This window comes from Paraburkholderia piptadeniae, from assembly GCF_900007165.1.
GTDB classification, from domain to species: Bacteria; Pseudomonadota; Gammaproteobacteria; order Burkholderiales; family Burkholderiaceae; genus Paraburkholderia; species Paraburkholderia piptadeniae.
Genome location: NZ_CYGY02000032.1, coordinates 37,738 through 52,597 on the forward strand (window position 1 = coordinate 37,738; position 14,860 = coordinate 52,597).

15 protein-coding genes are annotated in these 14,860 nt (G+C 65.5%); 5 read left to right on the plus strand and 10 right to left on the minus strand.

From position 1 onward, the window contains the following. Nucleotides 1-211: 211 nt before the first annotated feature. Entirely contained in the window at nt 212-676 is a 465-nt protein-coding gene (locus BN2476_RS16725; protein ID WP_087735288.1) for an Lrp/AsnC family transcriptional regulator, read from the minus strand. A 146-nt stretch (nt 677-822) separates the two neighbouring features. Next, nucleotides 823-1,707: a LysR family transcriptional regulator gene (locus tag BN2476_RS16730; RefSeq protein ID WP_087735289.1), complete on the minus strand. Its 885-nt coding sequence runs from the start codon at nt 1,705-1,707 to the stop codon at nt 823-825. A gap of 157 nt (nt 1,708-1,864) precedes the next feature. Here BN2476_RS16730 and BN2476_RS16735 point away from each other — a divergent pair, with 157 nt between their 5' ends. Further along, nucleotides 1,865-2,368, plus strand: a complete 504-nt coding sequence (locus BN2476_RS16735) for a Spy/CpxP family protein refolding chaperone (RefSeq protein WP_087735290.1) — start codon at nt 1,865-1,867, stop codon at nt 2,366-2,368. Nucleotides 2,369-2,558: 190 nt separating this feature from the next. Next, nucleotides 2,559-2,996 (plus strand): PGDYG domain-containing protein, encoded by a 438-nt coding sequence (locus tag BN2476_RS16740; RefSeq protein ID WP_087735291.1) that lies wholly within the window; start codon nt 2,559-2,561, stop codon nt 2,994-2,996. A gap of 75 nt (nt 2,997-3,071) precedes the next feature. Here BN2476_RS16740 and BN2476_RS16745 read toward each other — a convergent pair whose 3' ends face one another. The 8 genes from BN2476_RS16745 to BN2476_RS16780 form a co-directional block, all read right to left on the minus strand. Further along, the gene (locus tag BN2476_RS16745) at nt 3,072-3,437 is read right to left on the minus strand and encodes a DUF3022 domain-containing protein (protein WP_087735292.1); all 366 of its coding nucleotides are present in this window, start codon (nt 3,435-3,437) and stop codon (nt 3,072-3,074) included. A 63-nt stretch (nt 3,438-3,500) separates the two neighbouring features. Then, entirely contained in the window at nt 3,501-4,295 is a 795-nt protein-coding gene (locus BN2476_RS16750) for a YhfC family intramembrane metalloprotease (RefSeq protein ID WP_087735293.1), read from the minus strand. An 85-nt stretch (nt 4,296-4,380) separates the two neighbouring features. Further along, complete coding sequence (locus BN2476_RS16755; protein WP_087735294.1) at nt 4,381-5,463, minus strand: LacI family DNA-binding transcriptional regulator; 1,083 nt, start codon at nt 5,461-5,463, stop codon at nt 4,381-4,383. After that, nucleotides 5,460-6,428, minus strand: a complete 969-nt coding sequence (locus tag BN2476_RS16760; RefSeq protein WP_087735295.1) for an NAD(P)-dependent oxidoreductase — start codon at nt 6,426-6,428, stop codon at nt 5,460-5,462. Before BN2476_RS16760 ends, BN2476_RS16755 begins: the two co-directional genes overlap by 4 nt. A 4-nt stretch (nt 6,429-6,432) precedes the next feature. Further along, entirely contained in the window at nt 6,433-7,713 is a 1,281-nt protein-coding gene (locus tag BN2476_RS16765) for an MFS transporter (RefSeq protein WP_087735296.1), read from the minus strand. 197 nt (nt 7,714-7,910) lie between these two features. Continuing rightward, nucleotides 7,911-8,885: a sugar kinase gene (locus tag BN2476_RS16770; protein ID WP_087735297.1), complete on the minus strand. Its 975-nt coding sequence runs from the start codon at nt 8,883-8,885 to the stop codon at nt 7,911-7,913. A gap of 35 nt (nt 8,886-8,920) precedes the next feature. Further along, the gene (locus tag BN2476_RS16775; RefSeq protein ID WP_087735298.1) at nt 8,921-9,697 is read right to left on the minus strand and encodes a sugar phosphate isomerase/epimerase family protein; all 777 of its coding nucleotides are present in this window, start codon (nt 9,695-9,697) and stop codon (nt 8,921-8,923) included. Between the two features lie 129 nt (nt 9,698-9,826). Beyond that, on the minus strand, nt 9,827-10,741 hold the full coding sequence (locus tag BN2476_RS16780; RefSeq protein WP_087735299.1) for a LysR family transcriptional regulator: 915 nt from the start codon (nt 10,739-10,741) through the stop codon (nt 9,827-9,829). A 119-nt stretch (nt 10,742-10,860) separates the two neighbouring features. On the opposite strand from BN2476_RS16780, the gene BN2476_RS16785 reads away from it, so the two are divergent. From BN2476_RS16785 to BN2476_RS16795, 3 genes are all read left to right on the plus strand, one after another. Next, a complete protein-coding gene (locus BN2476_RS16785; RefSeq protein ID WP_087735300.1) occupies nt 10,861-11,937 on the plus strand; it encodes a YeiH family protein in 1,077 nt (358 codons plus the stop codon). A 220-nt stretch (nt 11,938-12,157) separates the two neighbouring features. Beyond that, nucleotides 12,158-12,895 (plus strand): glutathione S-transferase, encoded by a 738-nt coding sequence (locus tag BN2476_RS16790; protein WP_087735301.1) that lies wholly within the window; start codon nt 12,158-12,160, stop codon nt 12,893-12,895. Between the two features lie 130 nt (nt 12,896-13,025). Continuing rightward, nucleotides 13,026-14,759, plus strand: a complete 1,734-nt coding sequence (locus BN2476_RS16795) for a ClcB-like voltage-gated chloride channel protein (protein ID WP_087735515.1) — start codon at nt 13,026-13,028, stop codon at nt 14,757-14,759. The last annotated feature ends 101 nt before the right edge of the window (nt 14,760-14,860 follow it).

The window sequence follows — 14,860 nt, forward strand, 5'->3', positions numbered from 1 at the left end:
TCCAGCGTGAACGGCGCGCCGCAGCGAACCTCTGTAAAGAAGTTTAGGGAGAAGGCCAGTCGGTTTATAGGCGCAAAGTGCTGCGCAATGACCATGAACTTCGACGATTCGACGAGCCATCCCGACGATTTGTCGAAGTCATATCAAAACCGCGTAAACGCGGGGCGTATGCGGCGCTTAACAAGCGCGCATGGAGCGAGCCCGCGTGCACTCATCCGCCGATCATTCCGCGATCGATCTTGCGCGACAGGATGATCGAGGTCGTCGTGCGCTCGACGCCCGCGAGTCCGCCGATCTGGTCGAGCAGATCGTTCAGGCGCTCGGGCGAATCGGCGCGCAGCCACGCGACGTAATCGAACTCGCCGCTCACCGCGCACAGCAACTGCACCTCGGGCATCCGGTTCAGCTTCTTCTGCACGTCGGGTCCGTACTTCGGCGCGATGATGATGCCGACGTACGCATAGATGCTCGCGTCGAGCACGTCCTGCCCGAGCCGCACGCTATAGCCCGCGATCACGTTGGTCTTTTCGAGCCGCGCAATGCGCGCGATCACGGTCGTGCGCGCGACGCCCAGCTGTCGCGCGAGATTCGCGACGCTTTCGCGCGCGTTGGCTTGCAGCAGTGCAACGAGGTTGCGGTCGAGTTCGTCGAGTTGATCGAGGCGCGGTGGTCTCATCGATTCAAGGTCAGCGTTGAGGTGGAAGCTCGCCGCACGGCGAGCCGCAAACGTGGATTACGGGACTACGCGGATTATGCACCCCGCGCCCCGCAGCGCGAATACATGCGGACTGCACATATTGCGCTTTCACGTCGGGAGATGCGTCACGCGCCGAAGCGCTCGATCACGAAGTCGATGAACGTCGTGAGCTTCGGCGTCGGGCGGCCGTCACGCGGATAGATCAGATGCACGGGCGCGCCATCGGGCAGCCAGTCCTCGAGCACGCAGACGAGCTCGCCGCGTTCGATCTCGCGCGCGAGCAGCGCTTCCGGCTGAAGCACCAGCCCGAAGCCGCGCAGCGCCGCCACCTTGAGCGCCTGGCCATTGTTCGCGCGAAAACGCCCCGGACGCAGCTGACAGTCGGTTGCGGCAACGCCGTCGAAACGCCACAGACCTTCGCGGCCCCAATGCAGAAAGCCGAGGCACTCGTGATTCACGAGATCGGCGGGCGTCTTCGGCGTGCCCATGCGCGCGAGATACGCGGGCGATGCGCACGCGCGCATCCGGTACGGCTTCAACGGCCTGGCGACAAGACTCGAATCCGGCAGGCGGCCGATGCGCACAGCGGCGTCGAAGCCCTCTTCGACGAGATCGACGATACGGTTCGACAGATCGAGTTCGAGGCTGACGTCGGGCCATGCGCTCAGATAGTCGGTCATCGCAGGCGAGAACACTTCGACGCCATACGTGAGCGGCACCGTCACTTTCAGCGTGCCGCGCGGCGCGGACGTCATCGATTCCGCGAGCGACTCCGCGGCCTTCACGTCGGCGAGAATGCGCCGGCATTGCTCGTAATACTGGCGGCCGATCTCGGTGAGGCTTTGACGGCGCGTCGTGCGCGTCAGAAGCCGCGCGCAGAGCTGCGTTTCGAGCGAGCGGATGTGCTTGCCGACCATTGCCGACGACAGCTGAAAGCGCTCGGCGGCCGCCGTCAGGCTGCCCGCTTCGACCACGGCAACGAAGATTTCCATGCTGACGAATTTATCCACCGGCTATTTTTCCCGATCGTTTCGGTTGTAAGCAGTTGTCGCAATGCAGTCGCAATGGGGCGATAACGTGATACTAATAGCACCCTGATGTGCGCCGCACGCATATGCATAACGCTTCGTCAAGCTTCACCCATACGAACCGACAACAGGAGTCTCAATGAAAAAAACGCTCGCCATTCTCGCTTCCGCATTGTCGATGAGCGCCGCATTCGCACAGACGGCAGCGCCCGCAGGCGCATCGTCGGCGGCCGCCTCGCAGACGCAGGTCAAGGCACGCCACGAGCAGCGCGTCGAAGATCGGATCAACTATCTGCATTCGCAACTGAAAATCACGTCGGCGCAGGAGTCGCAATGGAACAACTTCGCCGACGTCATGCGCAGCAACAGTGAAACGATGGGCCATCTGTTCGAGCAGCGCAGGGCGAATCCGAACGTGTCCGCGCTCGACGACATGAAGGGCTACGCCGAGATCACGCAGGCTCACGCCGACGGCACGAAGAAACTCGTCGATGCCTTCGACCCGCTTTACACCAGCTTCTCGCCGGAACAGAAGAAGCTCGCCGACGAAACCTTCCGCCGTCAGCCGGCTGAAGGCGGTGCGCACCACCGCCGGTCGGGCAAGCCGGCCGCGCCTGCTTCCGACGCGACCGTCAAGCCTTAAGCCGCAGCGCAAGTTGCCGCTTGTGTTTCGCAAGACGCCTGCCCTCACGGGCAGGCGTTTTTCATTGCATCCGTGCGAATCTGGCATCATGCGCGCCTGCACCGCGTTTGCACTTCGTCGCCCTTCGTCGCGTATCGTTGCGCCGACGTTGGCTTACGCGGCCCTGTCATCTGAATAGGCTTCAAAGCTCATGCTCGAACTGAAGAACATCGACCTGCTCGCCGATCCGGCCGCGCAACGCGTCGTCAAGGACGAAACCGTCACCGTGCAATTCGCCCAGGCCGACGGCGAACTGATGAGCCTCGAAGGACCGAATCGCTACGCGCACGGCGACGCGTTGATCACGGGCTCGACGGGCGACCGCTGGGTCGTGTCGCGCGAACGCTTCGACGCGAAGTACCTGCCTGCCGACGCCGGGATCGCGCACGGCGACGCCGGTTCGTATCGCAATCGCCCTGCCGTCGTGCTCGCGAAGCAGATGAGCGAACCGTTCTCGCTCGCGCGCTCGGCTCAAGGCGGCGACGTGCTCAAGGGCACGGCGGGCGACTGGATCATGCAATATGCGCCCGGCGACTATGGCGTCGTGCACGCCGCGCGCTTCGCGAAGGTCTATCGGCTCGCGGATTGAGCGAAGCTTTGTGCGACGCGCCTCGGCTCTTGCATGGCACTCGCCTCGGCCCTTCACTCGTCGGGCTCGCCGCGTTCAGGCGAATTCGTCGCCGAGTTCGACAGTCACTTCGCGCGGCACGCTCTTGCCCGCCGCGTATTCCTCTTCCAGCGATCCCAGCGTCGCCTCGACATAGGCGCGCAGCACGGCGAAGCTGCGGCCCCGCAGACGCATCGGCGTCGCGCGATAACGCGCGAGCGCGGCCGGCGCGATCGCGACGATCAACACCATGCGGCGCGCCGTCGAGCCGAAGCGCATCGCGACCCAATGCACGACGATCTGCGGCACGCCGTTGTCATCGGGGCGTTCGATGAACTGTGTCTGCTCCGGAAAAAGATCGCTGATCACGCGCGCCAGTTCTTCGATCTCGGCGTTCGCGCACTCGTACTGATAGGCTTCCATGTCGATTGGCCTCGGGCCTGTGGGTCTGGATGGACGATAGATTCTGTTCGATCTGTTGATGGCTCAAGCCGCGCGCGCGTGCATCCTGAGCAGCACCACGGCCACGGCAAGCGCCGCGACGGCATAGATGGCGTCGACGGTCACGAGCGGCAACAGCCGCGCCTGCGACATCGCCGCGGGCACGTCGATCAGCGCGTGCGCGGCAATCGCGACGGGCAGGATGGCGCGCCAGCCCGCGCGCACGCCACGCCACATCAGCACGGAGAGGCCGATCTGGAACACCAGCGCGGCTACGCGTTCGAGCACGAAGAGACCTGCCATCGCAGGCGACAGGCTCGCGAGTATCAGATGAAGCCGCATCAGCGATGCGGGCGGGATGTGACCGAGATACGCATCGAGCAGGCCACGATTTTCCAGCACGCCGAACGCGATCCACTGCGCCTGCACGATCACGCCGACGAGCCACGCTTCCGCGCCGCCGTGCCCGAGCCCGTACGCAAGCGCCGTACCGTCAGCCTTAGCAGGGTTCGCTGTGCGCCGCGCCAGCCAGCGCATCGCGACGAAACGGCCCACTTCCTCGCAGATGCCCGCCGCGAGCGCGCCGTAGACGACGAACGCGAGCGGGTTCGACAGCCATTCGCTCGTGGCCGCGTTCTGACGCAGCAGATAGTCGTTGAGCGCGCGTTCGATCAACATCGCCGACAACGCGAACACCGCGACGCCCGCAATCGCGTCGCGCCGGATCAGCGCGAACGGCGCGCGCCAGCGGCGGTACAGGCCGATCGGAAGCCATGCAATGAAGAGCGTCGCGACAGCGAGAATCGCAAGCGTAATGGGTGAAACGGGCAAAGCTGGCATCGAGCAGCGCGGATCAGGTGACGAAAGAAAGACTCCGCCGCGCATTGTAAGCGCGTCGCCGCCCGAATGCCGAACGCCCGAAAAATCAGCGCGCCGTCGACGCGCGTTCGATCAGCTCGCCGGGCAGCAGACAGTCGCGCGCGCTCGCCTGCGCGCCGTCGATGCGCTCGTGCAAAAATTCGACGGCCCGATAGCCGATGTCGTACGTCGGCTGGCGAATCGTCGTGATGCCGGCGAGTTCGGCCCATTCGGGATCGTCGATCGACAGCAGCGCAACGCGCCTTTGCCAGTTCGCGCCATGCCGCTGGTTCAGATGCCGCGCAAGCGCCAGCGCGACGGGGCCGTTTGCCGCAAAGAGCGCGACGCGCGGCACGGAGGGCTCGCCTTCGCCTTGTTGGCCGCTTGCTTCCCGTTCTTCGATCGCGGCATCGATCCCGGCGTCGAGCGCGGCGAGCGTCTGCGCAAGCTCATCGGCATCGCCGAGCTCGACCACGACCGTGCGGCCGCTCACTTGCGGATACTGCGCCAGCGCCCGATGAAACGCTGCTTCGCGCAGACGCCGCGAACTGACGCGCTCGAACGGCTGCACGACGAACCACACGCGATCGAAGCCGCGTTCGACGAGATGCCGCGTCGCAACCGTCACGGCCGCCTCGTTGTCGAGCCCGACCATATCGGCGACGAGCCCTTCCACCGACCGGTCGACCAGCACGGCGGGAATCCCGCCGCCGCCCACGGGCCGCAGCGTCTCCTCGCTCACGCCGAGCGCGTTGACGATCACCCCTTCCACGCGATACGTCGTCAGCAATTGCAGGAAGCGCCGCTCCATGTCGACTTCGTTCGCCGCGTGGCAGATGAGCGGCATATAGCCGAGCGCGTGGCAAGCCGCCTCGACGCCTTGCAGCACCTCGACGGAATACGGGTTCGTCAGATCGGCGACCAGCATGCCGATCAGGCGATTGCGTCCGCGCTTCAAGCCGCGCGCCATCTGGTTCGGCTGATAGTCGAGCCGCTCGATCGCGGCTTCGATGCGCGCGCGAAGCTGCGGCGACAGCACGCTCAACTCGCCGTTCAGATAGCGCGAGATGCTCGTCTTGCCCGTGCCGGCCTCGCGGGCGACGTCGCTGATGGTGGCGCGGCGCGGTGCGCCTGATGGCGGCGTGTTCATCGCGAGAGAACGTCGCGGTTGACGATGTTGCTCCTCAGCGTGCCGTCGAGCGCGCCGACCAGGTTTTCCGCCGCGCAGCGCGCCATCGCGTGACGCGTCTCGTGCGTCGCCGAGCCGATATGCGGCAGCGCGACCACGTTGCTCATCTTCAGTAGTGGCGAGTTCGCGTCGAGCGGCTCCTTGTCGAACACGTCGAGCCCCGCGCCGTGGATCGTGCCTGTCTGCAGCGCTTCGATCAGCGCGTTTTCATCGACGATCTGTCCGCGCGACGCGTTGATCAGAATCGCGCTCTTCTTCATCTTGCGCAGCTCGTTCGCGCCGATCAGGTGACGCGTTTGCGGCGTCAGCGGCACCTGCAGGCAAACGAAGTCGGATGTGGCGAGCAGTTCGTCGAGCTCGACGCGGCGCGCGCCGTAACGCTGTTCCGCCTCGGCGTTCGCACTGCGGTTCGTGTACAGCACCTTCATGTTGAAGCCGAGCGCCGCGCGCCGCGCAACGGCCCCGCCGATGCGCCCCAGCCCGACGATGCCGAGCGTCTTGCCCTGCACGTCGACGCCATACAGCGCGGGCCCGATGCTCGCCTTCCACTCGCCCGCCCTGACCCAGTCGGCCAGCTCGACGACGCGCCGCGCGCTCGCCAGAATCACCGAGAACACGGTATCCGCCGTCGACTCCGTCAGCACATCGGGCGTATGCGCGAGCACGATGCCGCGCTGCGTCAGATCGTCGACATCGAAGTTGTCGTAGCCGACCGAGATCGTCGAGAGCGCCTTGAGCTTCGTCGCGCCGTCGAGCATCGCGGGCGTGATCTTCACGCTCGCGCCGATCGCGCCGTCGGCGTCCTTGAGCGCGGCGACGAACGCATCGTGCTGCGAAGCATCCACCTGCGCCACTTCGGCGTGCTGCTGCAGATACGACAGCACATCGTCCGGCAGCGGCTTGTATGCGACGATCTTTCGCTTCATCGAATCACTTTCCTTGCAACGGAGTAGCGAGAGCCGCGCTCTGCATGCGCGGCGGCTTGACGGCGAGCGTCAGCACGACGGCGGCGATGAGCGCGACGCTCATGAACACATACGACGCAGCAGGCGAGCCCGTCGCGCCGTTCAGATAGCCGACCACATACGAGCCCACGAACGAGCCGAGCGCGCCCATGCTGTTGATCAGCGCCATCGCGCCGCCCGCGACGTTCTTCGGCAAGAGCTCCGGCACGATCGCGAAGAACGGGCCGTACGGCGCATACATCGCGGCACCCGCAATGACGAGCAGCGCGTACGACATCCAGAAGTGCGTCGAGCCGAGCGCATACGAAGCCGCGAACGCCGCCGCGCCGATCAGCAGGAACGGCCACACGAACGCACGCCGGTTGTTGAGTTTATCCGACGCCCATGACGCCGCGAGCATCGCGATCGTCGCGCCCAGATACGGCAGCGCCGACAGCCAGCCCGTTTCGACCATGCCGAGCGACGAGCCGTTCTTCAGGATCGACGGCAGCCACAGCACGAAGCCGTACACGCCGATGCTCCAGCAGAAGTACTGCGCGCACAGCTTGATGACGGCGGGCTCGCGGAACGCTTCGCCGTAGTTGCGCACCGGCTTGATCGCGGCCTGCTCGGCACGCAGCGTATCGGCGAGCTGCTTCTTGTCCGCCTCCGACAGCCACTTCACCTGCTCGGGCTTGTCCTTCACGATGAACCACCAGCAGACGGCCCACACGATGGCGGGCACGCCTTCCGCAATGAACATCTGGCGCCAGCCGAACGAATGCACGAGGTAGCCGGACACAACGGACATCCACAGCACCGTCACCGGATTGCCGAGAATCAGGAAGGTGTTGGCGCGCGAGCGTTCGCGCTTCGTGAACCAGTTGCTGATGAAGATCAGCATCGCGGGCATCACGGCCGCCTCGACGACGCCGAGCGCGAAGCGGATCGCCATCAGCGACGGAATATCGCTGACGATGCCCGTCAGCGCCGCGCAGCCGCCCCACAGCACGAGGCTCCAGAACACGAGCTTCTTGACGCTGCGGCGCTCCGCGTAGATCGCGCCCGGAATCTGAAAGAAGAAGTAGCCGAGAAAGAACAGCGCGCCGATCAGCGACGACAGCCCTTTGCTGATGCCGAGATCCTGGTTGATGCCGGCGGCGGCCGCGAAGCCGTAGTTCGCGCGGTCGAGATAGGCGAGGCTGTACGTGATGAACACGATCGGCATGATCGTCCACCAGCGGCGGATCGCGAGTGATGAGGGCATCGATGTCTCCTTTGTCGAACAGAGTTGGGGCTTGAGCCTCTTACTCTGGTCCCACGCAAACTATTTCGCGTGAGCCGGTTTCCTGAGTCGGTCTGTCGGTTTGCTGCCGTGTGCCCACTGCCGTGCGCCGCCTGTCGGATGGGGCGCGGCTGGCACCTTCTTGTTGTTGTCTTGCTGATTTGCTGAACGCTGAAACGTCACGCGGCCAGCGCGGGCTGCGCCGGATCGCTGCGCTCCAGCGCATCGAGTTCGGCGCGTGTCGGCAGGCCTTCTGAATCGCCGATCACCTGGATCGCCAGCGCGCCGATGCGGTTGCCGCGCGCCACCGCCTCCGGCAGCGTGCGCCCTTCGAGCAGCGCGCTCACCACGCCGACCGCGAAGCCATCGCCCGCGCCGACGGTATCGACGACGTTCTCGACGCGCTGCGCCGCGACGATGCCCGAACCCGCCGCCGTGCGGTAATACGCGCCTTGCGCGCCGAGCTTGACGATCACGCCCTTCGCGCCGCGGTCCAGGTAAAACTGCGCGATGTCGTCGGCTTTCGTGTAGCCCGTCAGGATCTCGCCTTCGCCGATGCCGGGCAGCACCCAGTCGGCGTACGTCGCCAGTTCGTTCAGCGCCGCCGCCATCGCTTCGCGCGACGGCCACAGCGTCGGGCGCAGGTTCGGGTCGAACGAGATCGTCTTGCCTGCGTTGCGCATTTCGCGCGCGAGATGGAACGCCAGTTCGCGGGAAGTCGCCGAAATCGCGGGCGCCACGCCCGTCAGATGCAGATGGCGCGCGCCCAGCACGTAGTCCGCCACATAGTCGTCGAGCGACAGATGACTCGCCGCCGAGCCCTTGCGGAAATACTCGACGGCGGGGTCGCTGCCGTCGTCGTTCTTCGACTTGAGCTGAAAGCCCGTCGGATAGCGTTCGTCCGTCGTCACGCAGCCCTGATCGATGCCTTCCTTCGCCAGCGTGTCGCGCACGTACTGGCCGAACGAATCGCCGCCGACGCGGCTCATCCAGCCCACCTTGAAGCCAAGGCGCGACAGGCCGATCGCGACGTTCAGATCGGCGCCCGCGATGCGTTTCGTGAACTGGCCAACGCCCGCGAGCGGGCCCGTTTCGGCCGCGACGAACATCGCCATCGCTTCGCCGTAGGTGATGACATCGAGTGTCGGATGCATGGCTTCTCCTGTTGATGCCGTCCGCGCTCGCCGCTTCATGCGGACGCGAGCCGCGCGACGTGATGCGATGCGTCCTGCGCGATCCGCGCCGCGTCGAACGGGAATTCGATGCCGCGCGCCACGTCGCGCGGCAAAAGCGCCAGCACGGCCGCGAAGACGGGATCGTCGGCGGCGGGCGCGACGGCGAAACGGCGCGCGCCTTCGCCCGCGACCGCCTTGCAGTGGATGTATTCGACGTAATGCGCGAGCTTGCGGGCCGCTTCGACAGGATCGACGCCGGGCCACTGCCAGTTGCCAATGTCGAACGTCATGCCGAGCACCGGCTTGCGGCCTTCATTGCGCGCGTCTTTGGCGAGCGCATTGAAAAGCGTTTCGAACTGTGCGAGCGAGCCGCCTCGCTCCATCTGCCCGTTCTCGACGACGAGCCGCGCGGCGACGCCCTTCGTGCATTTCGCGATCGCCTCGCCGTACGCGCGCCCCGCGAAACCGCCCAGTTGCAGCTTGACGAAGCGCGCGCCGAGCGCCGTCGCTTCGATCAGCGCCTCACGCAGCGCGGTTTCGTCGAGCGCGCCGTCCGGCGCGTACAGTTCGGCGGGCGTCGAATACACGGACCACAGGTTCTGCGCGGCGATCGACTTGCCGAGCGCGGAAAGCGCCTCGGGCGACGCTTGCGCTTCGAGCGCGAACAGCTCCCGACGCACTTCGAAGCCGGCCGCGCCCGCTTTCGCAGCCGTATGCAGCCACGCGTGATGACCGTCCTTGCGGATCGCGTCGACCCCAAATGTACTCGCGACGATGACGACTTCCGGCATGTGAAACACCCTGCTCTATCGCTCGAAACAGTCTTTGGAATCGGTTCCAAAGACGGGAATTAAAAAAGCGCGGTAGCGCTGGTTGCGAATACTGCGCTGCCCGGCGCGCGTGCACCATAGTGGAAATCCCTAAATCGGAGAATCGGCCGCCGGCGGGCGGGTGTCGCCGTTCAGGCACAGTTCGAGAAAGCGGCCGACGATGCGCGACGGCGCGCTCGCGTGCGGCACGAGGATCGAGAAACGGCGCGTGAGCGGCTCGGGACCGAGCGGCAGGCGGAACAGCACCTCGTCCTCGTGGCGCATCGACATCGCCGACACAAAGCCGACGCCCATTCCCGCGCGCACGGCCTCTTTCACGCCCTCGACGCCCGCGATCGCCAGCGCGATGCGCATCGGCACGCCGGCCCGCGCAAACGCGCGCTCGATCAGTTGCCGAACGCCGGAGCCTTCTTCGCGCAGCACGACGGGATGGGGGCTCAGATCAGCGAGCGTGACGGCCTGCAAGTTGGCGGTAGCGAGAGGATGCGAGCGCGGCATGATCGCGACGATCTCGTCCTCGTGCCACGGATGCACGGCCGTATCGGGCGGCAACTCCGCGCCGACATGCCCTTCGACAAGCGCGATATCGAACGAGCCGAGCGCGCCGACGATATCGGCCGTATTGCCGTCGTCCGTGTGCACCGTGACGTCGGGGTGGCGGCGCTGAAACGCGGCGATCAGATACGGCAGCAGATAGCTCGCGGGCGTGGTGCTCGCGCCGATACGCAGCGTGCCCTGCTCCATTCCGCGCAGCGCGTCGCGATACGCGTACGCCTGGCGGTACGTGTCCCGCAGGCGCGCCGCGTAGCTCGCCAGTTGCTCGCCGGCGGGCGTCAGCCGCACGCCGCGGCCGTCGCGCAGGTACAGCGGCTCGCCGAATTCGTCCTGTAACTGGCGCAACTGACCGGACACGGCGGGCTGTGACAGATGCAGCGCGAGTGCCGCGCGGCTGATGTTGCGATGCTCGGCGACGGCGGCGAACGTTATAAGCTGATCAGGGGTCATGGCGAAAAAAATATCAGACTGGCCGATACCACACATTCTAAATCACGATTTCTCATATCGATATATGTATTTTAGGATTAGGCCATCGAATCAAGCAGTCTCAGAAAAGGTCGTAACCCATGTCCACCGTATCCACCCGTGTCGTTCCCGCGTCGTCGTCGACGCGCGGCCAGATCAACGGCATCCTGTTCGTCGCTTTGTTCGCCGCGGCCGTCACCCGCATCGCCGCGATTCCGTCGATCGCCGAGCTGGGCATCAGCCCGTTGATCGTCGGCATCGTCGGCGGGATGCTGTATGGCAATGCACTGAAAGACGGCATGCCCGAGAGCTGGGCGGCCGGCGTCAACTTTTCGGCGCGCAAGCTGTTGCGCATCGCCGTCGCGTTCTTCGGGCTGCGCGTGAGCATTCAGGAGATCGCGCAGGTCGGCCTGCCGGGCCTCGCCGAGTCTTTGCTGATCGTCGTCAGCACGCTCGCGATCGGTACGTGGGCGGGCATGAAGCTGATGAAGCTCGACCGCGACAGCGCGCTGCTGACGGCAGCGGGCAGCGCGATCTGCGGCGCGGCCGCCGTGCTCGCCTTCGAGTCGACGCTGCAATCGAAGCCGCACAAGAGCGCGATGGCCGTCGGCAGCGTCGTGCTGTTCGGCACGCTGTCGATGTTCCTCTACCCCGCTTTGCTGCGCGCCGGCATCCTGCATCTGGATACGACGGGCGTCGGCCTCTTCTTCGGCGGCACGATCCATGAAGTCGCGCAAGTGGTGGGCGCAGCCAGCAACGTGAGCCCCGAAGCCACGCATATCGCGACCATCGTCAAGATGACCCGCGTGATGCTGCTCGTGCCCGTGCTGCTCGTCGTCGGCATGTGGGTAAGCCGCTCAGCGCGTAGTGCAAGCGGCGCGCACGGCGAAGCCGGTCATGCGCCGCGCAAGCTGGCCGTGCCCTGGTTCGCTCTTGGCTTTCTCGGCTGCGTCGCGGTGAGTTCGCTGCACGTGCTGCCGGAGGCCGCGACCAGCACGCTCAACATGCTCGACACCTTCGCGCTCACGATGGCCATGACAGCGCTCGGCATCGAAACGCGCCTCTCGCAGATCCGCCAAGCCGGTCCCCGCGCGCTGACGACAGGCCTGATCCTTTACGTGTGGCTGTTCGCCGGCGGTCTGGGTATCACATGGCTCGTCCAGCATCTGCTCGGCTAAGCCAGCAATCCAATCACATCAGCCTCGCCGCGTGCGGGGCTTTTGTGCTTTCAGCGCGGCAGATAGGCGGACGCCGCGCTTCTCTCACGCACGCAACGGTTCGTTCCCACACTGCACCCGACACGCAAACTGCAAGCATCGCGCGGCATACTTCTAGCTCCCGACCGTGTGCATGGATGGCGTTCAACGACGCCACCGACAACCGAGTGAGGACCGATCGATGACTTATCAACTCTATTACTGGGATGGACTGCAGGGCCGCGGCGAATTCGTGCGGCTCGCACTGGAAGAAGCGCGCGCGGACTACGTCGAAGTGGCGCGCGGCGACGAACAGGACGAGCTCGGCACGGGCGCGATGATCGACGCGATGAACAGCCGGACGGAACCTTACCCGCCATTCGCGCCGCCGTTTCTGCGCGACGGCGACCTGATCGTTTCGCAGACCGCGAACATCCTGTTCTATCTCGGGCCGAAGCTGAATCTCGCGCCGCAGGTCGAGAGCCTGCGCTACGTCGCGAACGGACTGCAACTGACGATCGCCGACATGGTCACGGAAGCCCACGACACCCATCACCCGCTCGCCTCGGGCATGTACTACGAGGAGCAGAAAGAGGCCGCTAGAATCCGCGCGACGGATTTCATCGACCATCGCATCCCGAAGTTCATGCGCTATTTCGAGCGCGTGCTGAAGCAGAACCCCGCCGGCGACAGGCACATGGTCGGCGACACGCTCACGTATGTCGATCTGTCGATGTTCCAGCTGATCGACGCTTTGCACTACGCCTTTCCGCGCGCGACGAAGCATTTCGGCGAGCACTACCCGCTCCTCGCCGCGCTGCACGACGCGGTGCTCAAGCGTCCGAACATCGCGGCGTATCTCGCTTCCGAGCGACGCCTGCCGTACAACGAAACCTGTGTGTTCCGGCACTACCCCGAACTCGACAAGGACGTCCGCTGATGAGCTGACATCGCCTTTTCACGACGCGGCGGCGCGCATGCGAGCGAGGCGCGCCGCCCTTAAAGCTTTCGTCGCGCGCTGTCGATATCATGCTGCGCGCCATACCAACCTTCAGACGCCCGTTTCTTCCGTGCTTTCATTTCTGCTGAGACTGCGCACCCGCGCGGCCAATCTGTTCCGTCTGTCCGATGCGCACACGATGCTGGTGTGGTCGGTGATCGTCGGCATCGCGGGCGCTTTCGCAACGATGGCGTTTCGCGAAGGCATCGCGCTGTTGCAGCGCGTGTTCACCGGGCAGGACGGCAGCCTCGTCGAAATGGCACGGCGTCTGCCCATCGCGATGCGCATTGCGCTGCCCGCGTTCGGCGGCCTGATCGCGGGCGGGCTGTTGCTGCTCGCGCAACGCGGCGCCGACAAGAAGCTGCATACCGACTACATGGAAGCCGTCGTGATCGGCGACGGCGTCGTGCCCGTGCGCGTGAGCCTGTGGCGCAGCGTGTCGTCGCTGTTCACGATTTCGAGCGGCGGCTCGATCGGCCGCGAAGGCCCGATGGTGCAACTCGCGGCGCTCGGCGCATCGCTGATCGGCCGCCTCGTGCATTTCGATCCGCCGCGCCTGCGCCTGCTCGTCGCGTGCGGCGCGGCGGCGGGTATCACGTCGGCGTATAGCGCGCCCATCGCGGGCGCGTTCTTCGTCACCGAGATCGTGCTCGGCTCGATCGCGATGGAAAGCTTCGGGCCGGTTGTCGTGTCGTCGGTGGTCGCGAACATCATGATGCGCGAGTTCGCCGGCTACAAGCCGCCTTACGAGATGCCCGTGTTCCCGCCCGTCGCGGGCCTCGAAGTGCTGCTCTTCGTCGCGCTCGGTTTGCTGTGCGGCGCGGCCGCGCCGCAGTTTCTGCGGCTCATCGACACCAGCAAGTCCGCCTTCCGGCGCCTACCCGTGCCATTGCCCATCCGGCTCGCGCTCGGCGGGCTGATCGTCGGCATTCTGTCGACGTGGACGCCCGAAGTGTGGGGCAACGGCTATAGCGTCGTGAACTCGATCCTGCATTCGCCGTGGACGTGGACGGCGCTCGTCGTCGTGCTCGCGTTCAAGCTGATCGCGACGGCGGCGACCGTCGGCTCGGGTGCCGTCGGCGGCGTGTTCACGCCGACGCTCTTCGTCGGCGCGGCGCTCGGCTCGCTGTTCGGGCTCGGCATGAACGCGCTCTGGCCGCACGCGACGTCCGCGCCGTTCGCGTACGCGATGGTCGGCATGGGCGCATTCCTCGCGGGCGCGACACAGGCGCCGCTGATGGCGATCCTGATGATCTTCGAAATGACGTTGAGCTATCAGGTCGTGCTGCCGCTGATGGTGTCGTGCGTGGTCGCGTACTTCGCGGCGCGCGCGATCGGCAAGACGTCGATGTACGAGATCACGCTGCACCGGAACCGCGAGGAACAGGAACGCATGCGCCTGCGCGCGACGCAGATGCGCGAGCTGATCCGTCCGCCGCAAACCGTCGTGCTGCCCAATGCGACCGTGCACGACATGACGCGCGTGTTCCTCGAGTACCCCGTCAAGTATCTGTACGTGACGGACGAAAGCGGCTGCTTTCTGGGCGTCGTCGCGCTGAAGGACATCACCTCCGATCTGCTCGACAGGACCGACACGTCCGCCAGGACGGCCGCCGACTATCTGCAGCCGCACTTCGACGTGCTCACGCCAGACATGCCGCTCGGCGTCGCGCTTCAGCACTTCATGGCGTTCCAGGGCGAACGACTGCCCGTCGTCGAAAGCACCTCGCGGCCGACGCTCGCGGGCGTCGTCTACAAGACGTCGCTGCTCGATGCGTACTTCCGCATGAATCCCACGCGCTAGGCGTCTGTCCGCCTGCGCTCGCCTATGTTTGCCTGCGCTTGCCCGCCTGCGCATCACCCGTTCGGCGCATGGCAAAGCCCGGCAATTTCTCTACAATGAAT

Coding starts and splice junctions, on each gene's coding strand:
- BN2476_RS16725 (WP_087735288.1), bottom strand. CDS start 676: ATGAGACCACCGCGCCTCGATCAACTCGACGAACTCGACCGCAACCTC.
- BN2476_RS16735 (WP_087735290.1), top strand. CDS start 1,865: ATGAAAAAAACGCTCGCCATTCTCGCTTCCGCATTGTCGATGAGCGCC.
- BN2476_RS16740 (WP_087735291.1), top strand. CDS start 2,559: ATGCTCGAACTGAAGAACATCGACCTGCTCGCCGATCCGGCCGCGCAA.
- BN2476_RS16745 (WP_087735292.1), bottom strand. CDS start 3,437: ATGGAAGCCTATCAGTACGAGTGCGCGAACGCCGAGATCGAAGAACTG.
- BN2476_RS16750 (WP_087735293.1), bottom strand. CDS start 4,295: ATGCCAGCTTTGCCCGTTTCACCCATTACGCTTGCGATTCTCGCTGTC.
- BN2476_RS16755 (WP_087735294.1), bottom strand. CDS start 5,463: ATGAACACGCCGCCATCAGGCGCACCGCGCCGCGCCACCATCAGCGAC.
- BN2476_RS16760 (WP_087735295.1), bottom strand. CDS start 6,428: ATGAAGCGAAAGATCGTCGCATACAAGCCGCTGCCGGACGATGTGCTG.
- BN2476_RS16765 (WP_087735296.1), bottom strand. CDS start 7,713: ATGCCCTCATCACTCGCGATCCGCCGCTGGTGGACGATCATGCCGATC.
- BN2476_RS16770 (WP_087735297.1), bottom strand. CDS start 8,885: ATGCATCCGACACTCGATGTCATCACCTACGGCGAAGCGATGGCGATG.
- BN2476_RS16775 (WP_087735298.1), bottom strand. CDS start 9,697: ATGCCGGAAGTCGTCATCGTCGCGAGTACATTTGGGGTCGACGCGATC.
- BN2476_RS16780 (WP_087735299.1), bottom strand. CDS start 10,741: ATGACCCCTGATCAGCTTATAACGTTCGCCGCCGTCGCCGAGCATCGC.
- BN2476_RS16785 (WP_087735300.1), top strand. CDS start 10,861: ATGTCCACCGTATCCACCCGTGTCGTTCCCGCGTCGTCGTCGACGCGC.
- BN2476_RS16790 (WP_087735301.1), top strand. CDS start 12,158: ATGACTTATCAACTCTATTACTGGGATGGACTGCAGGGCCGCGGCGAA.